Here is a 21,307-nt window from a genome sequence, read left to right on the forward strand (position 1 = left end):
AATTTCTTATAATCTATTAGATGATCATCGTTTTTTGCATACACATGTAACCCGTTACATATCATTCAATACTGAATGTAATCGGTTACATATCAATCTATTAATCATTTTAGACGCTGTTTTATGGTTCGTCAATACTTTATTTTCCAAAAGGCTTTCATCTATGTGTTTACGCTCATCAACTAGGGAACACCCAACAGCGGGCAAATTTCTACCTATCATTTGATATTCTCAGTAACATATCTTAAAATTTGGAAATATTAGATTTTATTTGCAATTTGAACAGGGGTGGAAAATTTGAAGTTAGCATACGTTCAGCTTGCTTTAGCAATGGCTTTCGTTGGAGCCAATGTAGCAGTGGGGAAAATAATTGTTGAACATGTTCCGATCTTTCTTTTTTCGGAAATCAGATTTTTAATTGCTTTGCTTTTTTTAATTCCCATGTCAAGGATGAGTAAGACGACCAAGAGAGTTCCGGGGAAAAAGAGCCAATGGGGGATTTTATTTTTACAAGCGTTTTTTGGCGTTTTTTTATTTAGCGTCCTGATGTTACATGGAGTCCAGTATACTTCCGCTACTGCAGCTGGAATTATTACAAGTACAGTTCCAGCCATTATTGCTTTATTATCGTTTTTCTTTTTGAAAGAAAAAATGTCTGTCGTTCAGGCATTTTCCATTTGTCTTTCTGTTTTGGGAATTGCCATCATTACCTATCAAGCACCATCATCAAACACAGACCCTCATTCTTTTTTACTTGGAAATGCCCTTGTATTCGGTGCTGTTATTTCAGAAGCACTTTTTACGATTTTTGCCAAGAAACTCTCTGATCTCTTCACTCCGGTTCAAATGGCTGTTTGGGTCAATATCATCGGATTTCTATTATTCATGCCTTTTGCCATAAAAGAGACTGTAAACTATAACTTTATGAACCTCACCTTCTCCATGTGGCTGCTGATCATTTATTATGCCGTAACCGCGAGTGTCCTATCGTTTATTCTTTGGTATCAGGGTGTTACAAAGGTAAAAGCAAATATCGCCGGGATATTCACAGGATTCCTTCCCGTGACAGCCGCATTGGCCGGTATTGTGATCCTGAAAGAACCATTTGGCTGGAGTCAATCGCTGGGAATCTTAAGCGTATTGGGAGCTATTTTCTTTGGAACCAGAGTGACAACAAGCAATAAATCCAGCAGAAATGATGCTGCTTAGAAAGCTACTATTTTTTCGACAAAAAAAAGGATGATTCATCGGGAATCATCCTTTTTTTATTTCTAGTGCTGCTTATACCGCCGCTTTCTTTTCGGCAACGGCCCCCGATTTCTTGCTCTCCCACTTCGTGATCACAAGGGCAGCAAGTGAATTTCCCACAATGTTAACGGCTGTACGAGCCATGTCCAGAATCCGGTCAATTCCTGCGATAAAAGCAAGGCCTTCAACAGGGATTCCCACACTGCCAAGAGTGGCAAGCAATACTACGAACGAAACACCAGGCACTCCAGCAATTCCTTTTGACGTCAGCATCAATACCAACACCAATGTTATTTGATGACCAATACTCAAATGAATTCCGTACATTTGCGCGATAAACAAAGCCGCAATAGCTTGGTAAAGTGTAGAACCATCCAGGTTAAAAGAATAACCAGTTGGAATAACAAAAGAAGTGATGGCCTTCGGACAGCCCAATTTCTCCATTTTTTCCATGATCTTTGGAAGCACAGTTTCTGAGCTTGCTGTAGAATAACCCAGCAGTAATTCGTCCTTCAAATATTTTATCAGTTTAAAAATATTATAACCGGCAATCTTGGCAACAAGCCCCATAACTACAAGCACAAAGAAAATCATCGATCCATAAACAACAAGAACTAATTTCCCTAACGGAACAAGGGAAGATAAACCGAATGTTGAGACCGTTACACCGATTAGCGCAAAAACACCAAGCGGGGCCACTTTCATAATTTGATTGGTCACCTGGAACATTGCATCAGCCGTTCCCCGGAAAAACTGAAGAACCGGTGCCCCTTTCTCTCCAATAGCTGCTACGCCTAATCCAAACATCACCGAAAAGAAAATAACCGCCAGCATATCTCCATTCGCTAAAGATTGAATGATATTCGTTGGAACAATATTCACAAACGTATCAACCATCGAATGAGACTCCGTAGTTTTCGCTGTTGTCACATAAGCATTAATATCTGTTTTGTTTAGGTGTGAACGATCCACTCCTGTTCCCGGATGGAACAGGTTTGCTGCCAAAAGCCCCACCACAATGGCAATAGTTGTAATCACTTCAAAGTAAAGAATGGTTTTCCCGCCGAGTTTCCCAAGTGCCTTCATATCACCTACACCAGCAACACCGACAATCAAACAGGAAACAACGATAGGTATCACGATCATTTTAATTAAATGTATAAAAATACTGCCAATTGGCTGCAAGTATTGAGCCACATGGGGATTCCCATAAAATATGCCTCCAACCGCAATTCCAAGTATTAATCCTATAAAAATTTGCCACGCCAACCCAATTCTTTTCATGTTTAGCTCTCCTTTTTTCTCTATGTATTTATTTTATATTTCCAGATCCATATTAACAATATATAATTTAGATAGAATTAATCTCAAAATGAGATAGAATGGTGATAGAATGGAACTAAGACAATTAAAGTACTTTATTGAGGTGGCAAAACAGGAGCATTTTTCAATTGCTGCAGAAAATTTACATGTAGCCCAGTCAGCAGTCAGCCGCCAGGTAGGCCTATTGGAAAAGGAATTGGGAGTGGAGCTGTTTGAAAGAGAGGGCCGCAACGTCAAGTTAACCCCCATTGGAAAAACGTTTGCCGATCAAGCCATGCTGGCGCTAAAGGCAATTGACAACGCTGCACAGCTGATCCAAGAATATTTGAATCCGGAACGCGGGACCATTCGGATCGGCTTTCCCTCCAGCTTGGCAAGCAACACCCTGCCCATGATCATCTCTGCTTTTAAAAAAGCTCACCCGGATGTTCAATTTCATTTGCGGCAGGGAGCCTATGATTTTCTCACGGAGGCGATCAAGAAACGTGAGATCGATATCGCGTTCATTGGCCCTGTGCCGCCCAGTGATCCAGATATTCAAACCGATATCCTTTTCTCAGAGCCTTTTGTCGCCCTCTTGCCCCAAACACATGAACTGGCAGATAGACAAAGTTTGGCCTTATATCAATTAGAGCATGATGCATTTGTTCTTTTCCCCGAAGGGTTTGTTCTTCGGCAAATCGTAGTGAATGCTTGCCATCAAGCAGGTTTTCGGCCGCACACGCCTTATTTAGGCGAGGATTTGGACGCGATAAAAGGTCTTGTTTCGGCTGGAATCGGCGTCACACTTCTGCCACAGACAACGCTTTTCGGAAGTTTGCCTGAAGGAACCGTCAGCTTAAAAATCCAAGATCCCGAGGTTAAAAGAACCGTGGGAATTGTCATCCCCACCAACCGGCAGCTCTCTCCTTCGGAAAAATTGTTTCATGAATTTGTCCTCGACTACTTTAAAAAATTAAATCATTGGTCATTAGAATGATAATGACCTTAGTGAAGAGAAAAGGGACAGCCAAAACAATTTGGTTGTCCCCATTCCATAGTGATTTTTATATGATCCGGATCGTTGGATCTTGTTTATGAAATAATGCCTCTAAGTCCTCTGCTGGTATTGGTCTACTATAATAGTATCCTTGCCCAAATCGGCAGCCGTTTTTAAAAATGAAAGCAGCCTGTTCTTTCGTTTCGATCCCTTCCGCAATTAATTGGAAATTTAAATTGTTGCCCATGTTGATAATTGTTCTTACTAATGTTGCAACAGTTGTGTTTGTAATAACGTCTTTTACAAATGATCTATCTATTTTCACATAATCGATCGGCAAGCGGCTCAAAACACTTAGTGAAGAATACCCCGTTCCGAAATCATCCATAGCTATTTTGATTCCTAGTTTCTTCAATTCATTCAATATAATCGAGGATTCTTTAACGTTTTGCATGACAGACTCTGTTATTTCTATTGCTAAAAATTCCGGTGACAGTTGATTTTCCAAAAGTGTCTGTTTCAAGATTTCCACGAATTGTTTATCTTTAAACTGTAATGGCGAGACATTCACAGATACCTTAATAAAAATGCCTCTTTCCTGCCACCTTTTTATTTGCTTGCAGGCGGTTTGGAGAACCCACTTTCCAACATGAAGAATCACCCCCGATTCCTCTGCTATAGAAATAAACTCAACCGGCGAAACATTTCCAAATTTGGGGTGATGCCAACGCAATAAAGCTTCTGCTCCCTTGATCTCCCCTGTTTCCAATTCTACTTGTGGCTGATATTGCAGGAATAACTCATTCTTTTCTATGGCTGTTCGAAGCCCCATTTCTAAATCCATTTTTCTTTGGTGGACAGCATCTAACGCCGTTGTATAGAATTGAAAATTGTTTTTCCCTTGCTTTTTCGCAGAGTACATGGCCTGATCTGCTTTTCTGAGTAATTGCTGAATATCCTCGCCATCATTAGGGAATAAGCTGATTCCTATACTTATAGAAGAATAGATTTTTTCTTTTTTTAATAGAATAAAGGATGAAATGACATCTTGGATTCGTTGGACAGCTAGTTCCACCTGTTCCCTATCTGCCGCATTCATTAAAACGATAAATTCATCGCCACCTAAACGGGCAAGAAGATCCTGTTCTCCTACACACGACTTCAATCTTTTGGCAACCTCCTGGAGAAAATGGTCGCCTGCTAAATACCCCATCGTGTCATTCACCATTTTAAAGGAATCCAAGTCCATAAACAGGATTGCCAACTGCAAATTTTGCTGCTTGCATTCTTCCAATTTCTCACAAAAGCATGTAAAAAGATAATTTCGATTTGGCAAATCCGTGAGCTGGTCATAATAGGCCAAGTATTTTATACTTTCCCCGGTTATTTTCTGATCGTTAATATCTATCGTCATGCCAATTAAATTGGTTATTTCCCCCGAGGAATCCACTAAAGGTTTGATAATACCCCTTACCCACTTCGTTTCTCCATCTTTTTGGATAATCCGATACTCACGACTCGTTATGTTTCCTTCAAATAATTCTTTTTCGGAGGACTCTATGATCGTTTTGTCGTCTGGATGGACCACCTTTTTCCAAAGCATAGGTTCTTGCTTAAATTCCTTCTTTGAGTAGCCATAAAGACATTCCGTTCCCTTCGAAACGATCACGCGATTGGTCGATAAATCCAAATGCCAGATCGAAGCATTAACATTATCGATGACAAGCTCTAATTGTTCTTGTTGTTGAAGGAGCTGGCATTCATTCTCTAATAATATCGTATTGTTGTAGGCAAGTACTTTGAGAAGATACCTGGCCTTATCGAATTGTTTTCCTAAAAACCAAGCAATAATAATCGAGAAAACTCCGACACTTAAATTTAAAAAAGTTTCATAAGGCTTATTCAGATGATGATAATGCAAATAAAATCCAACAGTAATCAACACATATGGCAGAGAAGCTGCCATCCTGCCTGCATATTCCAATGATGCATCCTCCCAAGAAGTAAACATACAAGATAACTTCTAAATTCATGATCCTTATAAAAAGAAAAAGTTATCTCCAAAAGGAAATAACTTTGAAAAATAACATTTCCTTTGGTAACTCAGCCACCATAGGTTTTACCCGTTAGGTCTGGAGCTTTGCGTCCTCACCTTTCGATGAGTTTGCCTTTATCATTCAGATCTGTTGCTAGATTGTTTTGGGTTAGAAAAAACATCTAGTTCTATAATACTACAAATTTCTACAAATGTGTGTCGAATTTAGTATATTTTTGTATTAAATTTAAGTAAGGCCATGCCATTGTCATACTTTTTACAATAGATATACCTATTTTCATTTTTTCGTGACACGAAAAATCATCATTGAATTTATCTCCACATTTCATACATAATGTAAATGTGAACTTTTTGTTCAATATAGTGGGGGCTATAGAATTCGCACAAAAATAGGGAGGCACACTGCCTCTCGATTAATGAAAGGAGAAACAAATTTGAGTCATCAAACCAATCGCACGATGGTTACTGTCGCCATGATGGTCGCTACATTTTTAACGGCCATTGACGTAACAGTGGTCAGTACGGCCATGCCACATATTGTTCGTGAACTGCAAGGACTGAGTCTTTACAGCTGGGTATTCGCGATTTACACACTGACAACAAGCGTGACAACACCCATTTATGGAAAGCTGGCCGACCTTTTCGGCCGCAAGGTCATTTTTAGCATTGGGGTCGTTTTATTTGTACTTGGATCTGTATTATCTGGTATGTCACAAACAATGAATCAGCTTATCTGGTTCCGGGCATTTCAGGGAATTGGCGCCGGTGCCGTAATGCCGATCACATTTACTATTATTGGGGATATTTTCCCAGGTGAACAGCGAGCTAAAATGCAAGGTGTGTTTAGCGGCGTCTGGGGGATCGCAGGTCTCCTTGGTCCTCTTGTCGGCGGAATGTTCGTCGATCACTTTTCATGGCGATGGATTTTCTACATAAATGTACCTGTCGGTGCCATTTCACTCATTCTTGTCATAATGTTTTTACACGAAAACTTTGAACGCAAGTCGAAGAAAATTGATTATTTGGGTGCCCTCGTGTTTACTGCCGGGATTTCAGCTCTGCTTTATGCTTTGCTGAACGGCGGATCCAAATATGCCTGGGGAAGCTCTACCATTATACTGTTATTTGTTGTCGCAGCCATTGGTATTCTTTTGTTCCTTTGGATTGAAACGAAGGTGGAAGAACCGATGCTGCCCCTTTCGTTATTTAAAAATCCGGTCATTGCCGTATCAAACATTATTGGATTTTTTATCAGTTTCGTACTGATTGGAGTCAACGTCTATTTACCAATGTGGATTCAAACGATCCTGAACCACAGCGCCACAAGCTCAGGCCTGACATTAATGCCGATGTCCTTTGCTTGGCCGTTAGCTTCCACTTTTGCAGGAAGGTATATGTACAAGATCGGCTCTAAGAAGACCGCACTGATTGGCGTGATTCTCGTATCGTTGGGAACAGCGTGGACATTGGCCGTTGGACTAAATTCACCATACTGGTATTTTGTTGGCATCATGATTGTTCTCGGCTTTGGAATGGGGTACGCTGTGACTCCAACAACGGTTCTGATCCAGTCAGCAGTTGGCTGGCAGATGCGCGGGGCAGCTACCGCCTCCAACTCCTTTGTCCGTTCACTCGGGCAAACCATTGGGATTACCATTTTAGGCAGTTTGTTTAACTCATCTGTTACCAAATATGCTGAATCACACATGCCAGCGAATGCTGGTAGTCATGCAGGCAATATCAGCAGCTTCCTGCAGTCCAGCGGCGGTTCATCAAATTCTATGTTGAAACTCCCGCCTGCACTAAGGGAACTAATCGATCAAGCACTCGCACACGCGATTCATCAAGTCTTTATCGTAATCTTTATCATTGCCATTGCAAGCATATTGGCTACCATCTTCCTGCCTTCCCATCAAAAAGTGATGGAACAGCAAAAACAAGTGAACTGATCAATCTTCGATACCTTTCCTGCCAGTGATAGCAGGGGAGGTATTTTAACTTAATGGCAAAGTCAGGGATTATAGCTGATCTAAATCAGTCGTGTCACTGACAAGGAAATAGTAGCATTCATTCCCGAATATGCTGGCCCAACACCGAATTTAAGAAGAAACTTATGTAAATTAATAATTTATTAAGTTTCATAGGGTAAAATTCGAATATGAAAACGATGAAGTTTTTCATAGACCCCCTTATTATATTTTTTCTGAAGCCCTTGAGAGAGTTTCTCTCGAGGGCTATTTTTTTGCTCTTTAAACTGATCTGTTAGATACATAGATGAACGTTTCGCATACTTCTTTGGCTAGTGATAATTGTGTCGCCGGTCTACTCCTTAATTTCAAAATGAGGACATATGTCCTTCACAATCACCCCCATCTATCTTTTAATAAAACTAAAGTATTGAATAGAGGAGAACGACCATGAAAGGAAGTTTATTTGCTTTTTTAGGCGGAGCCTTTATTACCTTGCAAGGAGTGGCTAATACTAGAATTAGTGATGATATCGGCACCTGGCAGGCAGCGACGCTTACCCAGCTGACTGGATTTATTGCAGCGCTGCTGATTTTGACGGTTTCCAAAGGTAAAACCTGGAGAAATTTAAAACATGTGAAGCCTTTATTTCTAATTGGCGGCGCCTTCGCGGCCATTATTATATTCACGAATGTCACATCCATCCAAAGAATTGGCGTGACCCTTTCAATTGCATCCATACTGATAGCCCAGCTGTGTATCACCTTTTTAATAGATAGCAATGGCTGGTTTGGCGTGGCGAAACAACAGATGAAACTGCCACAGTTTATTGGCATTGGCATGATGATTGCCGGTGTCGTTTTACTGGGGTTTTGAAAACTACTTGGAGGGTTCCAAAGGTATGAAGGAAATACAAGATCTTGAGAAATTGAATCACTATTTGCACCTCCATCAAATGGAGAGCATCTTTCCCGTTCCATTAAGGCAGCATTTATCACTGTACTACTTTGAAAAAGGAGAATTAATTTGCTCCCAAGGGGATGCGGCCCATTTTTTATATGTGTTAGTCGAAGGAAAAATTAAAGTGTATAACACCACAACAGAGGGGAAAATCTTAATTCTCTCGTTTAAAAAACCGCTGGAAGTGATCGGCGATATTGAATACGTCCGAAAAATTGATTTTATTAATACGGTAGAGGCCGTTTCGCCTGTCTGTATGATCGGAATTCATCACAGCTGGCTGGAGAAATACGGAAATGATCATGCGCCGTTACTGAATTTTTTATTGGATATTATTACGCAAAAATTTACGATCAAATCTCAATCTTTAAGCTTCAATTTGCTTTATCCAGTAGAAGTACGCCTGGCGAGTTATTTATTGTCGATGACGTTTGAAGACACCCGCGAGTTCCATCAGCTAAACATCCGGATTAAGGATGCGGCGAACTTAATTGGAACTAGCCACCGCCATCTGAATCGCGTCATCGGACAGTTTTGTACTCAAGGGCTTATTGAACGCCACAAAGGTTATATCCTAGTAAAAGACAGGGAAGGCTTAATGGCACTAGCTGGCCAAAACATCTATGAATAGGAGTGAATGCTCATGATGATGGGACTGCTTTTGGCAGTAGTTGCAGGCTCGCTCGTCGGTCTGCAGAATATTTTTAACAGCAAGGTAGATGAACGCGCGGGAACATGGGCAACCACTGCATTGGTCTTGGGCATGGGCTTTCTCGCTTCTCTAGCGTTTGGACTCTTTTTCGAAGGAAAGCAGCTATTCGTCTTGAAGCATATGGAACCATGGTACTGGTTCAGCGGGATCATTGGCGTCGGAGTGGTCTTTTGTATCGTTCAAGGCATGAAGGGACTCGGCCCAACTTACGCCATCTCTATCGTTTTAACCGCCCAATTAGCTCTCGCCTTATTATGGGACTCACAAGGCTGGCTGGGACTGGAGAAAGTTCCGTTCTCGTTTACTCATTTGCTTGGTGTTCTGATCATCACGGGTGGTATTATGATATTTAAAGCTGGTGGTGAACGTTCAAAAACAAGGAGAGATCTTTTTGAAAAAATATAAAGCTTTATTTTTCGATGTGGATGACACCTTATTAGATTTTGCTGCAGCGGAAAAAGCTGCGCTCCGCTCCCTGTTTGTGCAACAGGAAATCCCTCTGACGTCTGAAATCGAAGACCTTTATAAAAAAATAAACCAAGGTCTCTGGAAATCCTACGAAGAAGGAAAACTGTCTCGCGATGTGGTCGTGAATACCCGTTTTTCACTATTATTTCGAGAACTTTCGCGTGAGGTTGATGGCGCCTTATTGGAAAACGAATATCGCAGCTACCTGGAGGAAGGACATCAGCTAGTAAATGGTGCCTTGGAAATGATAACAGACTTGCAGCATCATTATGATTTATATATTGTCACAAATGGTGTGTCGAAAACCCAGGATAAACGCCTGCGTTTGTCAGGACTCCACCCTCTGTTCAAGGAAATTTTTGTCTCAGAGGCCACCGGTTTTCAAAAGCCGATGAAGGAGTTTTTTGATTTTGCTTTTGGGCGAATACCCGATTTCTCTGTGGAAGAGGCATTGATCATTGGCGATTCTCTAAGTGCCGATATATACGGGGGTCAAGCAGCAGGTTTGGACACTTGCTGGTTTAATCCTGGCATGAAGCCAAATGAGATGGGCATCCAACCAACCTATCAAATTCGTAAACTGGAAGAGCTGTATGGCATTTTAAATGTAGAAAGAGGCTAGCCGCATCTCTTCCACTAGGCAAAGGGAATAAATTTGTATATAATGGAAATATAATAAAGAGGAGAAGTGCGCTAACACTTCTCCCAGCAGCCTTTACCGTCCGAGCGGCGGTTGTGTGAAACTAATACTTTCGGGAACCACCCTTTTGCTTCCGACGGCGCGGGGTGGTTTTCTTGTTGTCCAGGAAAAATTTCCGAATGATATAGGCGCTTATTTCACGCAAAATCCCCTTCAGAACTTCTCGCAGTATCTCAAGAAAAAACTCCAAATTATCACCTCCTTTCCTTATCCAAAAGAAAAGAAGATAACAACCGGCCACCCACACAATATTTAGCTGCCATTCTATTATAGCATTTTTTACCAGGATAACCATCTTGACTTGGGACGGATCTATGCTGGGGGTTTCGGCAAACTTTTTTTAGTTTGCTATTTTTCATAGCTGCTCTGGCCTAGTTTCTGCTGGAGACTGGTAGGTTTCCGTCAACTTCTCCAGTTTTTCCGCCAAACTCCGGAATTTTTCCGCACAACCCTTTGAGTTTGCTATTTTTTATATTTGCTCTGGCCTAGTTTCCGCCGGGTGCAGGTGGATTTCAGCCTACTTCTCCAGTTTTTCCGCCAAACTTCTGGACTTTTCCGCCATCTTTACTTGTTTTTCCGCCAAACTCCCGATCTTTTCCGCCAAACCCTTTTAGTTTGCTATTTTCCATTCCTGCTCTGGCCTAGTTTCCGCCGGGGGCTGGCGGATTTCCGCCAACTTCTCCAGTTTGCCCGCGAAACTTCAGGGCTTTTTATATCAGTAATAAATCGGAAATCCGCTTCTCTCTCTTCCCAAAAACACAAAAAAAACGAGGGACAAAATCCCTCGGTTTCCTTTATACTGTCACCTTTGATAAACGTTTAGCGGCTTCAGCTACTTTTGTTAGTCCTTCAGCAATGATCGCTTCAGCTTTGTCAGGCATTGCGTTGTGACCTTCGATAATGATTTCGTCTTCTAACTCCATTCCAAAGAAGCTGACAACGTTTTTCATGTAAGTAGCAGCCATTTCCATTGGAGCTGCTTCTGGTGTAGAGTAAACGCCGCCGCGCGCACTTAGAAGGATCGCTTTTTTGCCTTTCATTAAACCTTCTAACTGGCCATTTTCATTGTATTTGAAAGTGAAGCCGGATTGGAAAACATAATCAACAAATGTTTGTAATTTTGCTGGAATTGTGAAGTTCCATAGTGGGAATGCGAATACTACTACATCTGCTGCAGATAAAGCATCCATTGCTTTTTGTTTTGCTGCTAAAATGCGTTGTTCCACATCTGTCAATTCTGCACCTGATTGCATTTTACCGAAAGCGTTGAACAAGTCTTGGCCGAAATACGGCATATCCTCTGCAAAAACATCATAAGTAGTGACATTCACGCCTTGTAAATTCTCAACGAATGTTTCATACATTCTGCTTGAAATTGCTTCTGAAGCTGGACGGTTATTTCCTTTAACAACTAAAATATTCATATTTAATAAAGCCCCTTTTCTGAAATTCAATATTAAAATATCTCGAATTAATAATATATAATTCCGAGATAAGCGTCAAACGAAATGCTCATATTCCAACTATGGTGTCAGGCACCATTTGGAAATTCGCCGATTCGAAACCCCAACAGAACGAAGAAAGAGGCGTGGCCGCCGAAAAGTACAGCTTTTCGACTGCGAGGCTAATACTCAAGAAGCATTCCTCAGTGCTCATATTCCTTATAGGAAGGTTATACTTTTCCTGGCCAAAATGAAAACCCCAGTGAATAGGCACCGGGGTTTTTAAACGAAAGTTTTGATAATGTTGTTACATAGAAAAGTTTTAAAGTCAGCTGGGGCCATGGGTTTTGCGATGTAGTAGCCTTGGATTTCGTCGCATCCCATTTTGGCGAGAAGCTCGAGCTGCTGCTCAGTTTCGACGCCTTCTGCTACTACTTTAAAGTCCAGAGAGTGTGCTAAGGAAATAATCGCATTGATGATAGCCGCATCCTGGTGATTAGAGAATATGTCCGTAATAAATGAACGGTCAATTTTCAAGAAATTAATAGGCAATGATTTAATATAGCTTAAGGAAGAGTAGCCGGTTCCGAAGTCGTCCAGCGAAACACTGACACCCAGTTCCTTTAATTCCAGCAATTTATTAATCGTTTCCTTTATATTATATAAGGCAATTCCCTCGGTTATTTCGAGGTTTAAACATTCCGGCTTAAGACCAGTTTCCAGTAAAATGAGTTCAATCATATGAACAAAATCATCTTGGATAAATTGTTTACTAGATATATTCACACACACATGCATGGAAGTATACCCCAATTGATTCCACTCAAAATTCTGCCTGCATGCTTCTTCTAACACCCGTTTTCCTATTGGATTGATCAACCCGGTTTCTTCCGCAATCGGGATAAATTCTGCTGGCGAAACCCACCCAAGAATCGGATCGCTCCATCGTAAAAGAGCTTCCATTCCGGTGATCTGATTGGTATTGAGATCCAGCTTCGGCTGATAGAACACTTCCAACAACTCTTCCTCGAGCGCTCTCCGTAAACCTTGTTCAATCAAAAGTTTGCGGTTCGCTTTTTTCACAAATTCTTCTGAATAGAATTGATATCGATTCCGACCATCTTCTTTTAAAAAGTGTAGGGCAGAGCTGGCTTTTCGGATCGCATCCTCGATCAAATCTTCCTCTTGTACCACCGTTATTCCCATTCTGGCAGATAGACGGACATCCATTTCTTCAAGGTAAATCGGCTTCGAAAATTCTTGTAAAATAACTTCTGCCTGGCTTTTTGCTTGATCAGAATTGATATAAGGCAAATAAAGGATGAATTCATCGCCGCCCGCGCGGATAATTCTTGCTTCAGGCTGTGTCAGATTCTGCAGCTTTTCAGCGACCATTTTCAACACTTGATCCCCTATTTGGTGGCCGAACGATTCATTGATTAATTTGAACCGATCCAAATTAAAGAACATCAAACAGGAAGGAATGTGGTTTTCCTTATTTAACATAAACTCATGGGTTAATTGATGAGTTAAATAATTCATATTAAAAAGGTCAGTCAAAGAATCATGGTAGGCAATATGTTCGATTTCCGCCTTAACTTTCAATTCATCCGTTACATCCAACGCGATCCCAATGATACCTGGGGATCCATTAGTGGTGGTTAACACCGACTGCAATTCAAGATAAATAGAGCTTCCCGACTTCGATTTCAACTGAATTTTTTCCACCAAAAACGCTGTTTCTCCATCTATCAACTTCTTAAATTCACTGATTAAATGCTGCTTTTCTTCATCCATAATATAGTCGAAAAAATTAGTCCCCAGCAAGTTCTCTTCTGTTAAACCAAGAATATTGGTTAACCAGTTATTCACGTAAACAAGCTCACTGTTTTGTATTAAAAATACACCTACCAACATGTTTTCCAGCAGGCTTTTATATTTTTCCTCAGATTCTCTTAATTGAAATTCCAGTTCCTTTTGTCTGGTGATATCCACATTTGTGCCATCATATCGAATCAATGTCCCATTTTCGTCGAAGACCGGCACCCCGCGATCACGCATCCAGCGGACTTCACCGCTTGGCCGGATAATTCGGTACTCGTACTCATAATCCTTTTGTTGTTTAATCTTTTCACCAATCACATTGGTAATAAAGAGGTCGTCAGGGTGAATGGCTTCCCTCCAAAAATTCTTGTTTGAAATCATGTATTCACGAGGCATTTGATAAATTTTTTCAATCCCCTTTGATTTCAAAAAACTTTGTCCCTCTTTTAATGACCAAATCCCAATATCCAAATGATTAAAAATACTTTCCAATAGATTTTTCGTTTCATTCAATTGAGCTTGTTTTTCATTAATTCTTTTAACAAGAAGCCCAACCACAACCGTAATCAATATATTCACAATTGTTAACTCTACAAACGCGATGAATTCTTCGTGTATAAGATCGTCTCGTTGGATGGATTCTATGATGAAAAGAATCGTCGATCCAATTCCGGTGGCTATGAATCCATATTGGGTCCCAAAGGAAAAAGTCATAATTAAGGTTGGAATTAAGTAGAAAAACCAAAAAATATTATGAAACAGCAGATCAAAAGGATCCACTAAATCCAATACGGCAGGAATAAAATATAATAAAAGGATGGCAATCCATCTTTTTGAAAAAAGTTTGAAATAATTTTGTTTGATTAACGATTTTTTCATCTGAAAATGCCACCCTCTTCCGCAATAGCCTTGATGCTCCTATAATGGATAATAGCATAAATTCCGTCAAAATTTATCAAAATTTATCAAAAACTGCCGAAAAGAACAAAAATATGTAGAAAAAATATGGAGAATTTAAAGAAAGAGGGACTACTATTGCTACTAGCCCCTTAACAAAATTTCTCTATAATAGAATGAATACTATTAAAATATGGTTTTACGACGAAATCCTTTGCACCAATTTTCAGCGTTTCAAGAATAATCGATTTCTGCCCCATTGCTGAACACATAACAACATTTGCTTTTGGATCTATTTTCATGATCTCTTTAAGGGTATCGATCCCGTTTAGCACTGGCATAGTAATATCCATAATGACAATATGAGGAGAATTGATCTTGTACCATTCAAGGCCCTGCGCTCCATTTTCCGCTTCAAAAATTTCTAAGCAGTCCTTTTTTTTCAGGTGCGTTTTTAACATATTTCTCATAAATTTGGAATCGTCGACAATGAGAACTTTTTTCATTGCAAACACCTCTAACAGGATTTTCCCGGCAACCTGGCTGCCATGACTACAAGCGTTTTAGGACCGTGGTTTTGCGCCCTTTACTTTGGTAAAGTATGTGCATTTTAAGTATACATTTCGAGCACCGTAAAAAACAGAGGGCAAAATATGGTATATTAATGGGAACGATTGATATCCTGAACACATGAAAGATACATGTGGAAAAGAAGTGCATAAGTATCACTAGTGCTTAATTCAAGAGCGCTTTTTCGATTTAATAAAATTCAGATGAGTCCCAAAGGAGTTTATATAGAATTATATCTCTTACTTTTTACTCATTAACAACATTGTGATTAAGTAAGATCGTATAATTCATGTGAGATACCACCGTATTTCTATTTTCATACCCCAAGTAAGTTTGGGAATCCTTCGAAATGTTTACAAGGACGCTTTTCTCTCTAACCTGGTAAACGACACCTTCATGTGCAATATATTTTCTATTAAAAGTAACGATATCTCCCACTTTAGCATTTATTACCTGTTGCTTTTTAATTTTTGACATTTTATTTACTCCATACATTAATTTATCAGTTTTATCTTTTTGACTAGGTAATTTGTTTATATGAATTTTCAATAATAGAAACTCATAGTCATCCTAATTGAGTCTGATATTTATTAAGAAGTCTTTCACTTGCTAGGTTTAGATTCATTAAACACTCTTTTTTAATATTTACATCACAAATAAAATCATGAATTAAATCATATTTGATTTCTGAGTGAATATCCTTCACTTGATTAGATGCTAAATTTTCAACTTTTTTCCTCTTGGCTAAACTTATCATTTCTCTTTCAAAATACTCTACAGAACCAAATAACACTTTCAATTTCCACACCTACTCTTCTATTGGTTTTTATTTTAAATAAATAAAAAAGCCTCCAAAAAGAGGCGGACTAATTAACCAATTATGTTGTAGAGGTTAATGATTTCAAACATTAGTATCCGGTCTTTTTGGCAACCCGACGATCATAGTCATAAGACCTTAGACTCGTGGCTTTGCGTCCTTTTCTTTCGAAAAGTTTGCCTTTTTCATTTTTATACTATAATAGTAAAATCTAACTAAGATAATTTCAACATTTTTTCGACATAATTTTACAAAAAATTCACTCATCCCTTATATTCCAATAAATAACTGAACATAGCTTATAAAAAAGGGGATCTATTGCAATGCCAAAACTCGTTAATTTGCACTAAAAACATTGAAAAATAAGTAAACGACGCGTGTCAATTCACACTCCATTTATTAAGAAGGCCCCTGAAAGCAAAATTCTTTAAAATACCTACTGAAGTCCGTTTAGGATTTATTATTCATTTCATTAACGGAATACCGCAAACTAGGTCTTTTTTAAGCTTCCAATTAATATTATGACTTAGTCAGCTTATTCCAGAGGTGAATATTTTGGAGATTTTCGGTTTGTCTTTTGCGGTTCTTTTGGAGGTTATTTTAATCAATATTGTATTAAGTGGAGATAACGCCGTTGTAATTGCCATGGCATCACGTAATGTGCCAAAGAAGCAACAAAAGAAAGCCATCTTTTGGGGAACATTTGGAGCTATTATTTTACGTTTAATTTTTGCAGTAGCAATTGTTTACCTGCTGCGCTTACCTTTCGTAACTTTTGTAGGCGGCCTTCTTCTAGTCTATATTGCCATAAAACTTCTACTAGGTAATGAGGAAGACTTTCATAAAGAAGGCGGCTCCAGTTTCATTTCCGCCGTGCAAACCATTATTGCTGCTGATGCCATCATGTCCCTTGATAATGTTCTAGCTATTGCTGGGGCGGTGGAAGGTAATATAGCCGGTATCATCATTGGAGTGATTGTTAGTATTCCGCTAGTTGTTTTTGGCAGCCAATTAATATTAAAGGCAATGGAAAAGTACCCAATCATCTCTTACGCTGGTGCTGGTATATTAGCTTGGACAGCGGGTGAAATGATGGTGGGAGAACCCAAATTCGAGGATATTCTTCCCCAAGATTTCCATTTAATGATTCCTACTACGATTACAGTTCTTGTAATTGGTTTGGGATATTTAACTTCTAAGATCAAAACAGCAAAAGAAAGGTAAGAAAAAATGCGTTACCTATTCCATTTTGCTTGATTAATAAAACCCAAAAATGGCGTGTCAAAACTGTTGTCAGTTTACACGCCATTTTTCTGTTCATTTATATGATCTCCGCCCTTTATTTTTACAAAGGGTTCAAAGAAAGCAATTTCAAAAGACCGTGAGTTTGCCGACTATTTTCGTTCCATGGGCTTCATTAATGTTCAATCGTTTGGCTACAAGGTTCAGATTCTGATCTGTGATGCCGCCGCCAGGTAATATAAGGAGTCTGCCTGCTGCGTATTCTACATACTCCTTCAACCTATCGAGGTTCGATTCAATCGATGTATCGGATGGTCCCCCGTGTGTTAAGATCCGCTGAACTCGATGCTCTGCCAGCCAATCAATCGCACGAAATTGATATTCCGGTTTGATTTGATCAAAAGCCATATGAAAGGTAATATCCAAACCATTTGCCTTTTCTAGTAAAATAAGCATGGCTTCTTCATCGATCCAATCAGACTGGTTCAGGCAGCCAATGACCACTCCGTCTACTCCCAGCTTTTTGAAATGAGCAAGATCGTGCCTTATGATTTGGATCTCGGCTTCATTATAAATGAAGTTTCCTCCTCTTGGCCTTATGATCGCCATTACTTTTATATTTTTACTTTTACAGTATTGAAGGGTTTGTAGCGCCACTCCATGGCTGGCCGTCGTGCCGCCTACTGAAAGATTGTCACATAATTCAATACGTCCTGCTCCACGTGCGATCGCCTCGGGAACTACTGAGAAATTCTCCACACACACCTCTTTTAACATTGAAACACCCCTTCCCTTCTATTCCCATTATAAACGTTTTTTGATGCACAAAAATGTTCACAATTTTTTCAAAAATACAGTCGATCTGCCATGTCCTTTTTCCTTCCAGCTTTCTAAATGAAAGGTGAAAGGGTGGTGCAGAAAAATGAAATTTAAATCAGGGAATATTGAGAGGTTTGAGCAGTTTTCGCAATTTGCTAGTCTGAAGGAGTTTAATAACCATTTCGAAATGTGGCTCGTTGACTTTAAGCATCAATTTACGAAAGGAGAGCTTGTAGGGCTGAAGCGTTTGGCCCGCTTTGCTGCGAAGATTCCAGGGGTGTCGAATGCCAAAATCGGGACAATTTTAAAAGCGATTCACGAAGAATACCGTGACAACGGGATTTCCCGCTCTACATTTAAACGGATGATCCTGAAAGCTAAACAGTTCGAGATTCTGACGATTCATGAAACCGAGCGAAAAAACGGTTCTCAAACAAGCAATCTGTATGTTTTTAATCGTTGTCCGATAAATGAACCACCCAAAGCAGAAAAAATGAACCAGCCTAATAAAACCATTATTCCTTCTGAAACCAACAACCCAAAAATAAATAAACGTAAAGAAACGCCTGAAACTTCAAAACAGGATTTGGATCATTCATTTGTCAGTGACCGTGTGCCAACACCTTTTGTCCAGCTGGCGAAATGCTTTTTCTCCCAGACTCAGGTGATTGAGGAATACTGGAAGATGGTGCAAATCGCAGCGTACCGTAATGATCGGGAGAACGAGCAGGAGGAAATGCTGGAAACAGCTATGGATTCTTTTAGACAGATGATCCGCAAGCTGAAGTTGTTCAAAGTCAAAAATCCTTATGCCTATTTCTATGGAATCCTGAACCGCAAATTTGAAAGAAACTTTTATGATGAGTTTTTTGATGGATTTAGTGCCAGCAAACCGCCGCTGCTTCAGGTAAATGTTGATGGGGAGCTTTTAGCGATTGAGTGGTAGGCAGTACTTGGGCGAGGGATCAGTATGCCTAGAGGTTCAGACAGGCTGAGTGGGCAATCTTCAATAACTGGCCGTTTATGTGCGCTATTTGGACATGGCCAACGGCGAATCTTCTATTGCTGTCCGAATTCGAGGCCTATTCGGACATGGCCAACGGCGAATCTTCTATTGCTGTCCGAATTCGAGGTCTAATCGGACATGGCCAACGGCGATTCTCCGATAGGTGTCCGAATTCGAGGCCTATTCGGACATGGCCAACGGCGATTCTTCTATTGCTGTCCGAATTCGAGGCCTATTCGGACATGGCAACCGGCGATTCTTCTATTGCTGTCCGAATTCGAGGGCTATTCGGACATGGTCAACGGCGAATCTCTGATAGGTGTCCGAATTCGAGGCCTATTCGGACATGGCAACCGGCGAATCTCCTATTGCTGTCCGAATTCGAGGTCTATTCGGACATGGCCAACGGCGAATCTCTGATAGGTGTCCGAATTCGAGGCCTATTCGGACATGGCAACCGGCGAATCTCCTATTGCTGTCCGAATTCGAGGTCTATTCGGACATGGCCAACGGCGAATCTCCTATTGCTGTCCGAATTCGAGGCCTATTCGGACATGGCAACCGGCGAATCTTCTATTGCTGTCCGAATTCGAGGCCTATTCGGACATGGCAACCGGCGAATCTTCTATTGCTGTCCGAATTCGAGGGCTATTCGGACATGGTCATCGGCGAATCTCCGATAGGTGTCCGAATTCGAGGCCTATTCGGACATGGCAACCGGCGAATCTTCTATTGCTGTCCGAATTCGAGGCCTATTCGGACATGGCCAACGGCGAATCTCCGATAACTGTCCGAATTCGAGGGCTATTCGGACATGGTCATCGGCGAATCTTCTATTGCTGTCCGAATACAAGGCCTATTCGGACATGGTCAACGGCGAATCTTCTATTGGTGTCCGAATTCGAGGCCTATTCGGACATGGCAACCGGCGAATCTTCTATTGCTGTCCGAATTCGAGGTCTATTCGGACATGGCCAACGGCGAATCTCCGATAACTGTCCGAATTCGAGGGCTATTCGGACATGGTCAACGGCGAATCTTCTATTGCTGTCCGAATTCGAGGCCTATTCGGACATGGTCAACGGCGAATCTCCAATAGTTGTTCTTATACCACGGCTATTCGGACTGGGTCACCAAGCGAATCTCCAATAGTTGTCCTTATACTAGGGCTATTCGAACAAGTCCCGACCGTATATGAATAACCCTCCACTTTATAGAAAAAACAAAAAAACAGTAGATTCCTCAAATACTAGAATTCTACTGTCTTTATTGCTAGTGCCTTTTAAAAAAACAGGCACCTCTATAACCTACTTCGCTGTCTCCTGCTTCAGCTTTTCAGCGGTTGCGACAATATGTGTGTAAGCTGCACTCATTTCCTGCATGCTGGTAGAGTGTTCTTGTGTGAAGGAGGCAATTTGATTGGTTGATGTATGTAATAAATCGATTGAGTTTTTGATTTTTCCGATTTGTTCTTCCATTTCTAGGAACATTTTTTTGCTGTTTTCGGCCATTTTCTGAATTTCTTTGGCTACTACAGCAAAACCGCGGCCGTGTTCGCCGGATCTGGCGGCTTCGATGGACGCGTTTAGCCCCAAGAGTTGTGATTGATTGGCGATATCCTTGGCTAAATGAAGAACAGAATGAATTTTATTAACATCCGATGTGATGGTATTAGCTTGATTCACTAAATCTTGCAATTTGGCGGATGCTTCCGTTGAAGCAACCGTCACTTGTTCAGTGGTTGCCGACATTTCCTCGACGATCGCAGTTAGTTCAGACGCCCCCATCCTTAATGTATCCATTTTTTGATTGGAAACGATTGCACTAAGGACTCCAATGACCTTCCCGTTTTCAAGAATGGGATAGGCTGTAGAAATATAGGCAAAGCCAAATACTTCAGCTCCTCTTTCCTCTCGCAGCTCTTTTCCCAAGATTAATGCTTTTTCCGTGACAGTTCCACTATATTTATCAATGCTTGCTCCTACTTCAATTTTTAAGTCTATTTTCTTTCCTGGCCTATATCCGATGACTTTTTCATGATCTGCCAGCACTACACATGCATCTTCTGGGAATACTCGCTGAAAATAATCCATTGACTCTAATAAACTTGATAGTTTTCCATTCATATTGTCATTTCCCCTTCAATAGACTGTTGGACATTACTATTCTACTATATGGTGCTGAATAAATCTTTTAATTTTTCGACATCACCATCCAACACTTTTATTTTTAAAAATTTTATCCCCCCCTGTCCTTTTTCCCTCCAAAACACTAAAT

19 protein-coding genes and 3 riboswitches are annotated in these 21,307 nt (G+C 40.4%); of the genes, 10 read left to right on the forward strand and 9 right to left on the reverse strand.

Annotation, left to right across the window (positions count from 1 at the left end; genetic code table 11):
• Positions 1-297 precede the first annotated feature (297 nt).
• Positions 298-1,209 (forward strand): DMT family transporter, encoded by a 912-nt coding sequence (locus HPT25_RS05275; RefSeq protein WP_173060951.1) that lies wholly within the window; start codon positions 298-300, stop codon positions 1,207-1,209.
• 72 nt (positions 1,210-1,281) lie between these two features.
• Here HPT25_RS05275 and HPT25_RS05280 read toward each other — a convergent pair whose 3' ends face one another.
• On the reverse strand, positions 1,282-2,532 hold the full coding sequence (locus HPT25_RS05280; RefSeq protein ID WP_173060954.1) for a cation:dicarboxylate symporter family transporter: 1,251 nt from the start codon (positions 2,530-2,532) through the stop codon (positions 1,282-1,284).
• Between the two features lie 109 nt (positions 2,533-2,641).
• Between HPT25_RS05280 and gltC the strand changes: the two genes are divergently transcribed.
• Positions 2,642-3,550 carry a glutamate biosynthesis transcriptional regulator GltC gene (gene gltC / locus HPT25_RS05285; RefSeq protein WP_173060957.1) on the forward strand — a complete coding sequence of 303 codons (909 nt, stop codon included), beginning with the start codon at positions 2,642-2,644 and terminating at the stop codon, positions 3,548-3,550.
• A 67-nt stretch (positions 3,551-3,617) separates the two neighbouring features.
• On the opposite strand, the gene HPT25_RS05290 is transcribed toward gltC, so the two are convergent.
• Positions 3,618-5,561 (reverse strand): bifunctional diguanylate cyclase/phosphodiesterase, encoded by a 1,944-nt coding sequence (locus HPT25_RS05290; protein ID WP_173060960.1) that lies wholly within the window; start codon positions 5,559-5,561, stop codon positions 3,618-3,620.
• Positions 5,562-5,644: 83 nt separating this feature from the next.
• A riboswitch (cyclic di-GMP riboswitch) is annotated at positions 5,645-5,729 on the reverse strand.
• A 311-nt stretch (positions 5,730-6,040) separates the two neighbouring features.
• Between HPT25_RS05290 and HPT25_RS05295 the strand changes: the two genes are divergently transcribed.
• The 6 genes from HPT25_RS05295 to HPT25_RS28275 all read left to right on the forward strand — a co-directional run bounded on the left by HPT25_RS05295 (position 6,041) and on the right by HPT25_RS28275 (position 10,669).
• Positions 6,041-7,555, forward strand: coding sequence for an MDR family MFS transporter (locus HPT25_RS05295; RefSeq protein WP_246277145.1), 1,515 nt, complete (start codon positions 6,041-6,043; stop codon positions 7,553-7,555).
• Positions 7,556-8,023: 468 nt separating this feature from the next.
• Entirely contained in the window at positions 8,024-8,449 is a 426-nt protein-coding gene (locus tag HPT25_RS05300) for a DMT family transporter (RefSeq protein WP_173060966.1), read from the forward strand.
• Between the two features lie 25 nt (positions 8,450-8,474).
• Positions 8,475-9,164 carry a Crp/Fnr family transcriptional regulator gene (locus tag HPT25_RS05305; RefSeq protein ID WP_173060969.1) on the forward strand — a complete coding sequence of 230 codons (690 nt, stop codon included), beginning with the start codon at positions 8,475-8,477 and terminating at the stop codon, positions 9,162-9,164.
• A 12-nt stretch (positions 9,165-9,176) separates the two neighbouring features.
• Positions 9,177-9,650 carry a DMT family transporter gene (locus HPT25_RS05310; RefSeq protein WP_173060972.1) on the forward strand — a complete coding sequence of 158 codons (474 nt, stop codon included), beginning with the start codon at positions 9,177-9,179 and terminating at the stop codon, positions 9,648-9,650.
• The gene (locus tag HPT25_RS05315; protein ID WP_173060975.1) at positions 9,637-10,335 is read left to right on the forward strand and encodes a YjjG family noncanonical pyrimidine nucleotidase; all 699 of its coding nucleotides are present in this window, start codon (positions 9,637-9,639) and stop codon (positions 10,333-10,335) included. Before HPT25_RS05310 ends, HPT25_RS05315 begins: the two co-directional genes overlap by 14 nt.
• 115 nt (positions 10,336-10,450) lie before the next feature.
• Positions 10,451-10,669: a hypothetical protein gene (locus HPT25_RS28275; protein ID WP_217269636.1), complete on the forward strand. Its 219-nt coding sequence runs from the start codon at positions 10,451-10,453 to the stop codon at positions 10,667-10,669.
• A 538-nt stretch (positions 10,670-11,207) separates the two neighbouring features.
• Here the strand turns inward: HPT25_RS28275 and HPT25_RS05320 are convergent.
• The 5 genes from HPT25_RS05320 to HPT25_RS05340 all read right to left on the reverse strand — a co-directional run bounded on the left by HPT25_RS05320 (position 11,208) and on the right by HPT25_RS05340 (position 15,945).
• Positions 11,208-11,837 carry an FMN-dependent NADH-azoreductase gene (locus HPT25_RS05320; RefSeq protein WP_173060978.1) on the reverse strand — a complete coding sequence of 210 codons (630 nt, stop codon included), beginning with the start codon at positions 11,835-11,837 and terminating at the stop codon, positions 11,208-11,210.
• Between the two features lie 300 nt (positions 11,838-12,137).
• Complete coding sequence (locus HPT25_RS05325) at positions 12,138-14,558, reverse strand: sensor domain-containing protein (RefSeq protein ID WP_173060981.1); 2,421 nt, start codon at positions 14,556-14,558, stop codon at positions 12,138-12,140.
• Positions 14,559-14,728: 170 nt separating this feature from the next.
• Positions 14,729-15,082, reverse strand: a complete 354-nt coding sequence (locus HPT25_RS05330; RefSeq protein ID WP_173060984.1) for a response regulator — start codon at positions 15,080-15,082, stop codon at positions 14,729-14,731.
• Positions 15,083-15,106: 24 nt separating this feature from the next.
• Positions 15,107-15,194, reverse strand: a riboswitch (cyclic di-GMP riboswitch).
• A 198-nt stretch (positions 15,195-15,392) separates the two neighbouring features.
• Positions 15,393-15,623 carry a DUF2187 family protein gene (locus tag HPT25_RS05335; protein ID WP_173060987.1) on the reverse strand — a complete coding sequence of 77 codons (231 nt, stop codon included), beginning with the start codon at positions 15,621-15,623 and terminating at the stop codon, positions 15,393-15,395.
• An 88-nt stretch (positions 15,624-15,711) separates the two neighbouring features.
• The gene (locus HPT25_RS05340) at positions 15,712-15,945 is read right to left on the reverse strand and encodes a hypothetical protein (protein WP_173060990.1); all 234 of its coding nucleotides are present in this window, start codon (positions 15,943-15,945) and stop codon (positions 15,712-15,714) included.
• Positions 15,946-16,069: 124 nt separating this feature from the next.
• A riboswitch (cyclic di-GMP riboswitch) is annotated at positions 16,070-16,154 on the reverse strand.
• A 355-nt stretch (positions 16,155-16,509) separates the two neighbouring features.
• Here HPT25_RS05340 and HPT25_RS05345 point away from each other — a divergent pair.
• Positions 16,510-17,187, forward strand: a complete 678-nt coding sequence (locus HPT25_RS05345; RefSeq protein WP_312857271.1) for a TerC family protein — start codon at positions 16,510-16,512, stop codon at positions 17,185-17,187.
• A 147-nt stretch (positions 17,188-17,334) separates the two neighbouring features.
• On the opposite strand, the gene HPT25_RS05350 is transcribed toward HPT25_RS05345, so the two are convergent.
• Positions 17,335-17,982, reverse strand: coding sequence for a copper homeostasis protein CutC (locus HPT25_RS05350; RefSeq protein ID WP_173060995.1), 648 nt, complete (start codon positions 17,980-17,982; stop codon positions 17,335-17,337).
• A gap of 145 nt (positions 17,983-18,127) precedes the next feature.
• Between HPT25_RS05350 and HPT25_RS05355 the strand changes: the two genes are divergently transcribed.
• Positions 18,128-18,970, forward strand: coding sequence for a hypothetical protein (locus tag HPT25_RS05355; protein ID WP_173060998.1), 843 nt, complete (start codon positions 18,128-18,130; stop codon positions 18,968-18,970).
• Positions 18,971-20,337: 1,367 nt separating this feature from the next.
• On the opposite strand, the gene HPT25_RS05360 is transcribed toward HPT25_RS05355, so the two are convergent.
• Entirely contained in the window at positions 20,338-21,156 is an 819-nt protein-coding gene (locus tag HPT25_RS05360) for a methyl-accepting chemotaxis protein (RefSeq protein WP_173061001.1), read from the reverse strand.
• Positions 21,157-21,307: the final 151 nt, after the last annotated feature.

It is taken from the genome of Neobacillus endophyticus (genome assembly GCF_013248975.1).
Taxonomy (GTDB): domain Bacteria; phylum Bacillota; class Bacilli; order Bacillales; family Cytobacillaceae; genus Neobacillus; species Neobacillus endophyticus.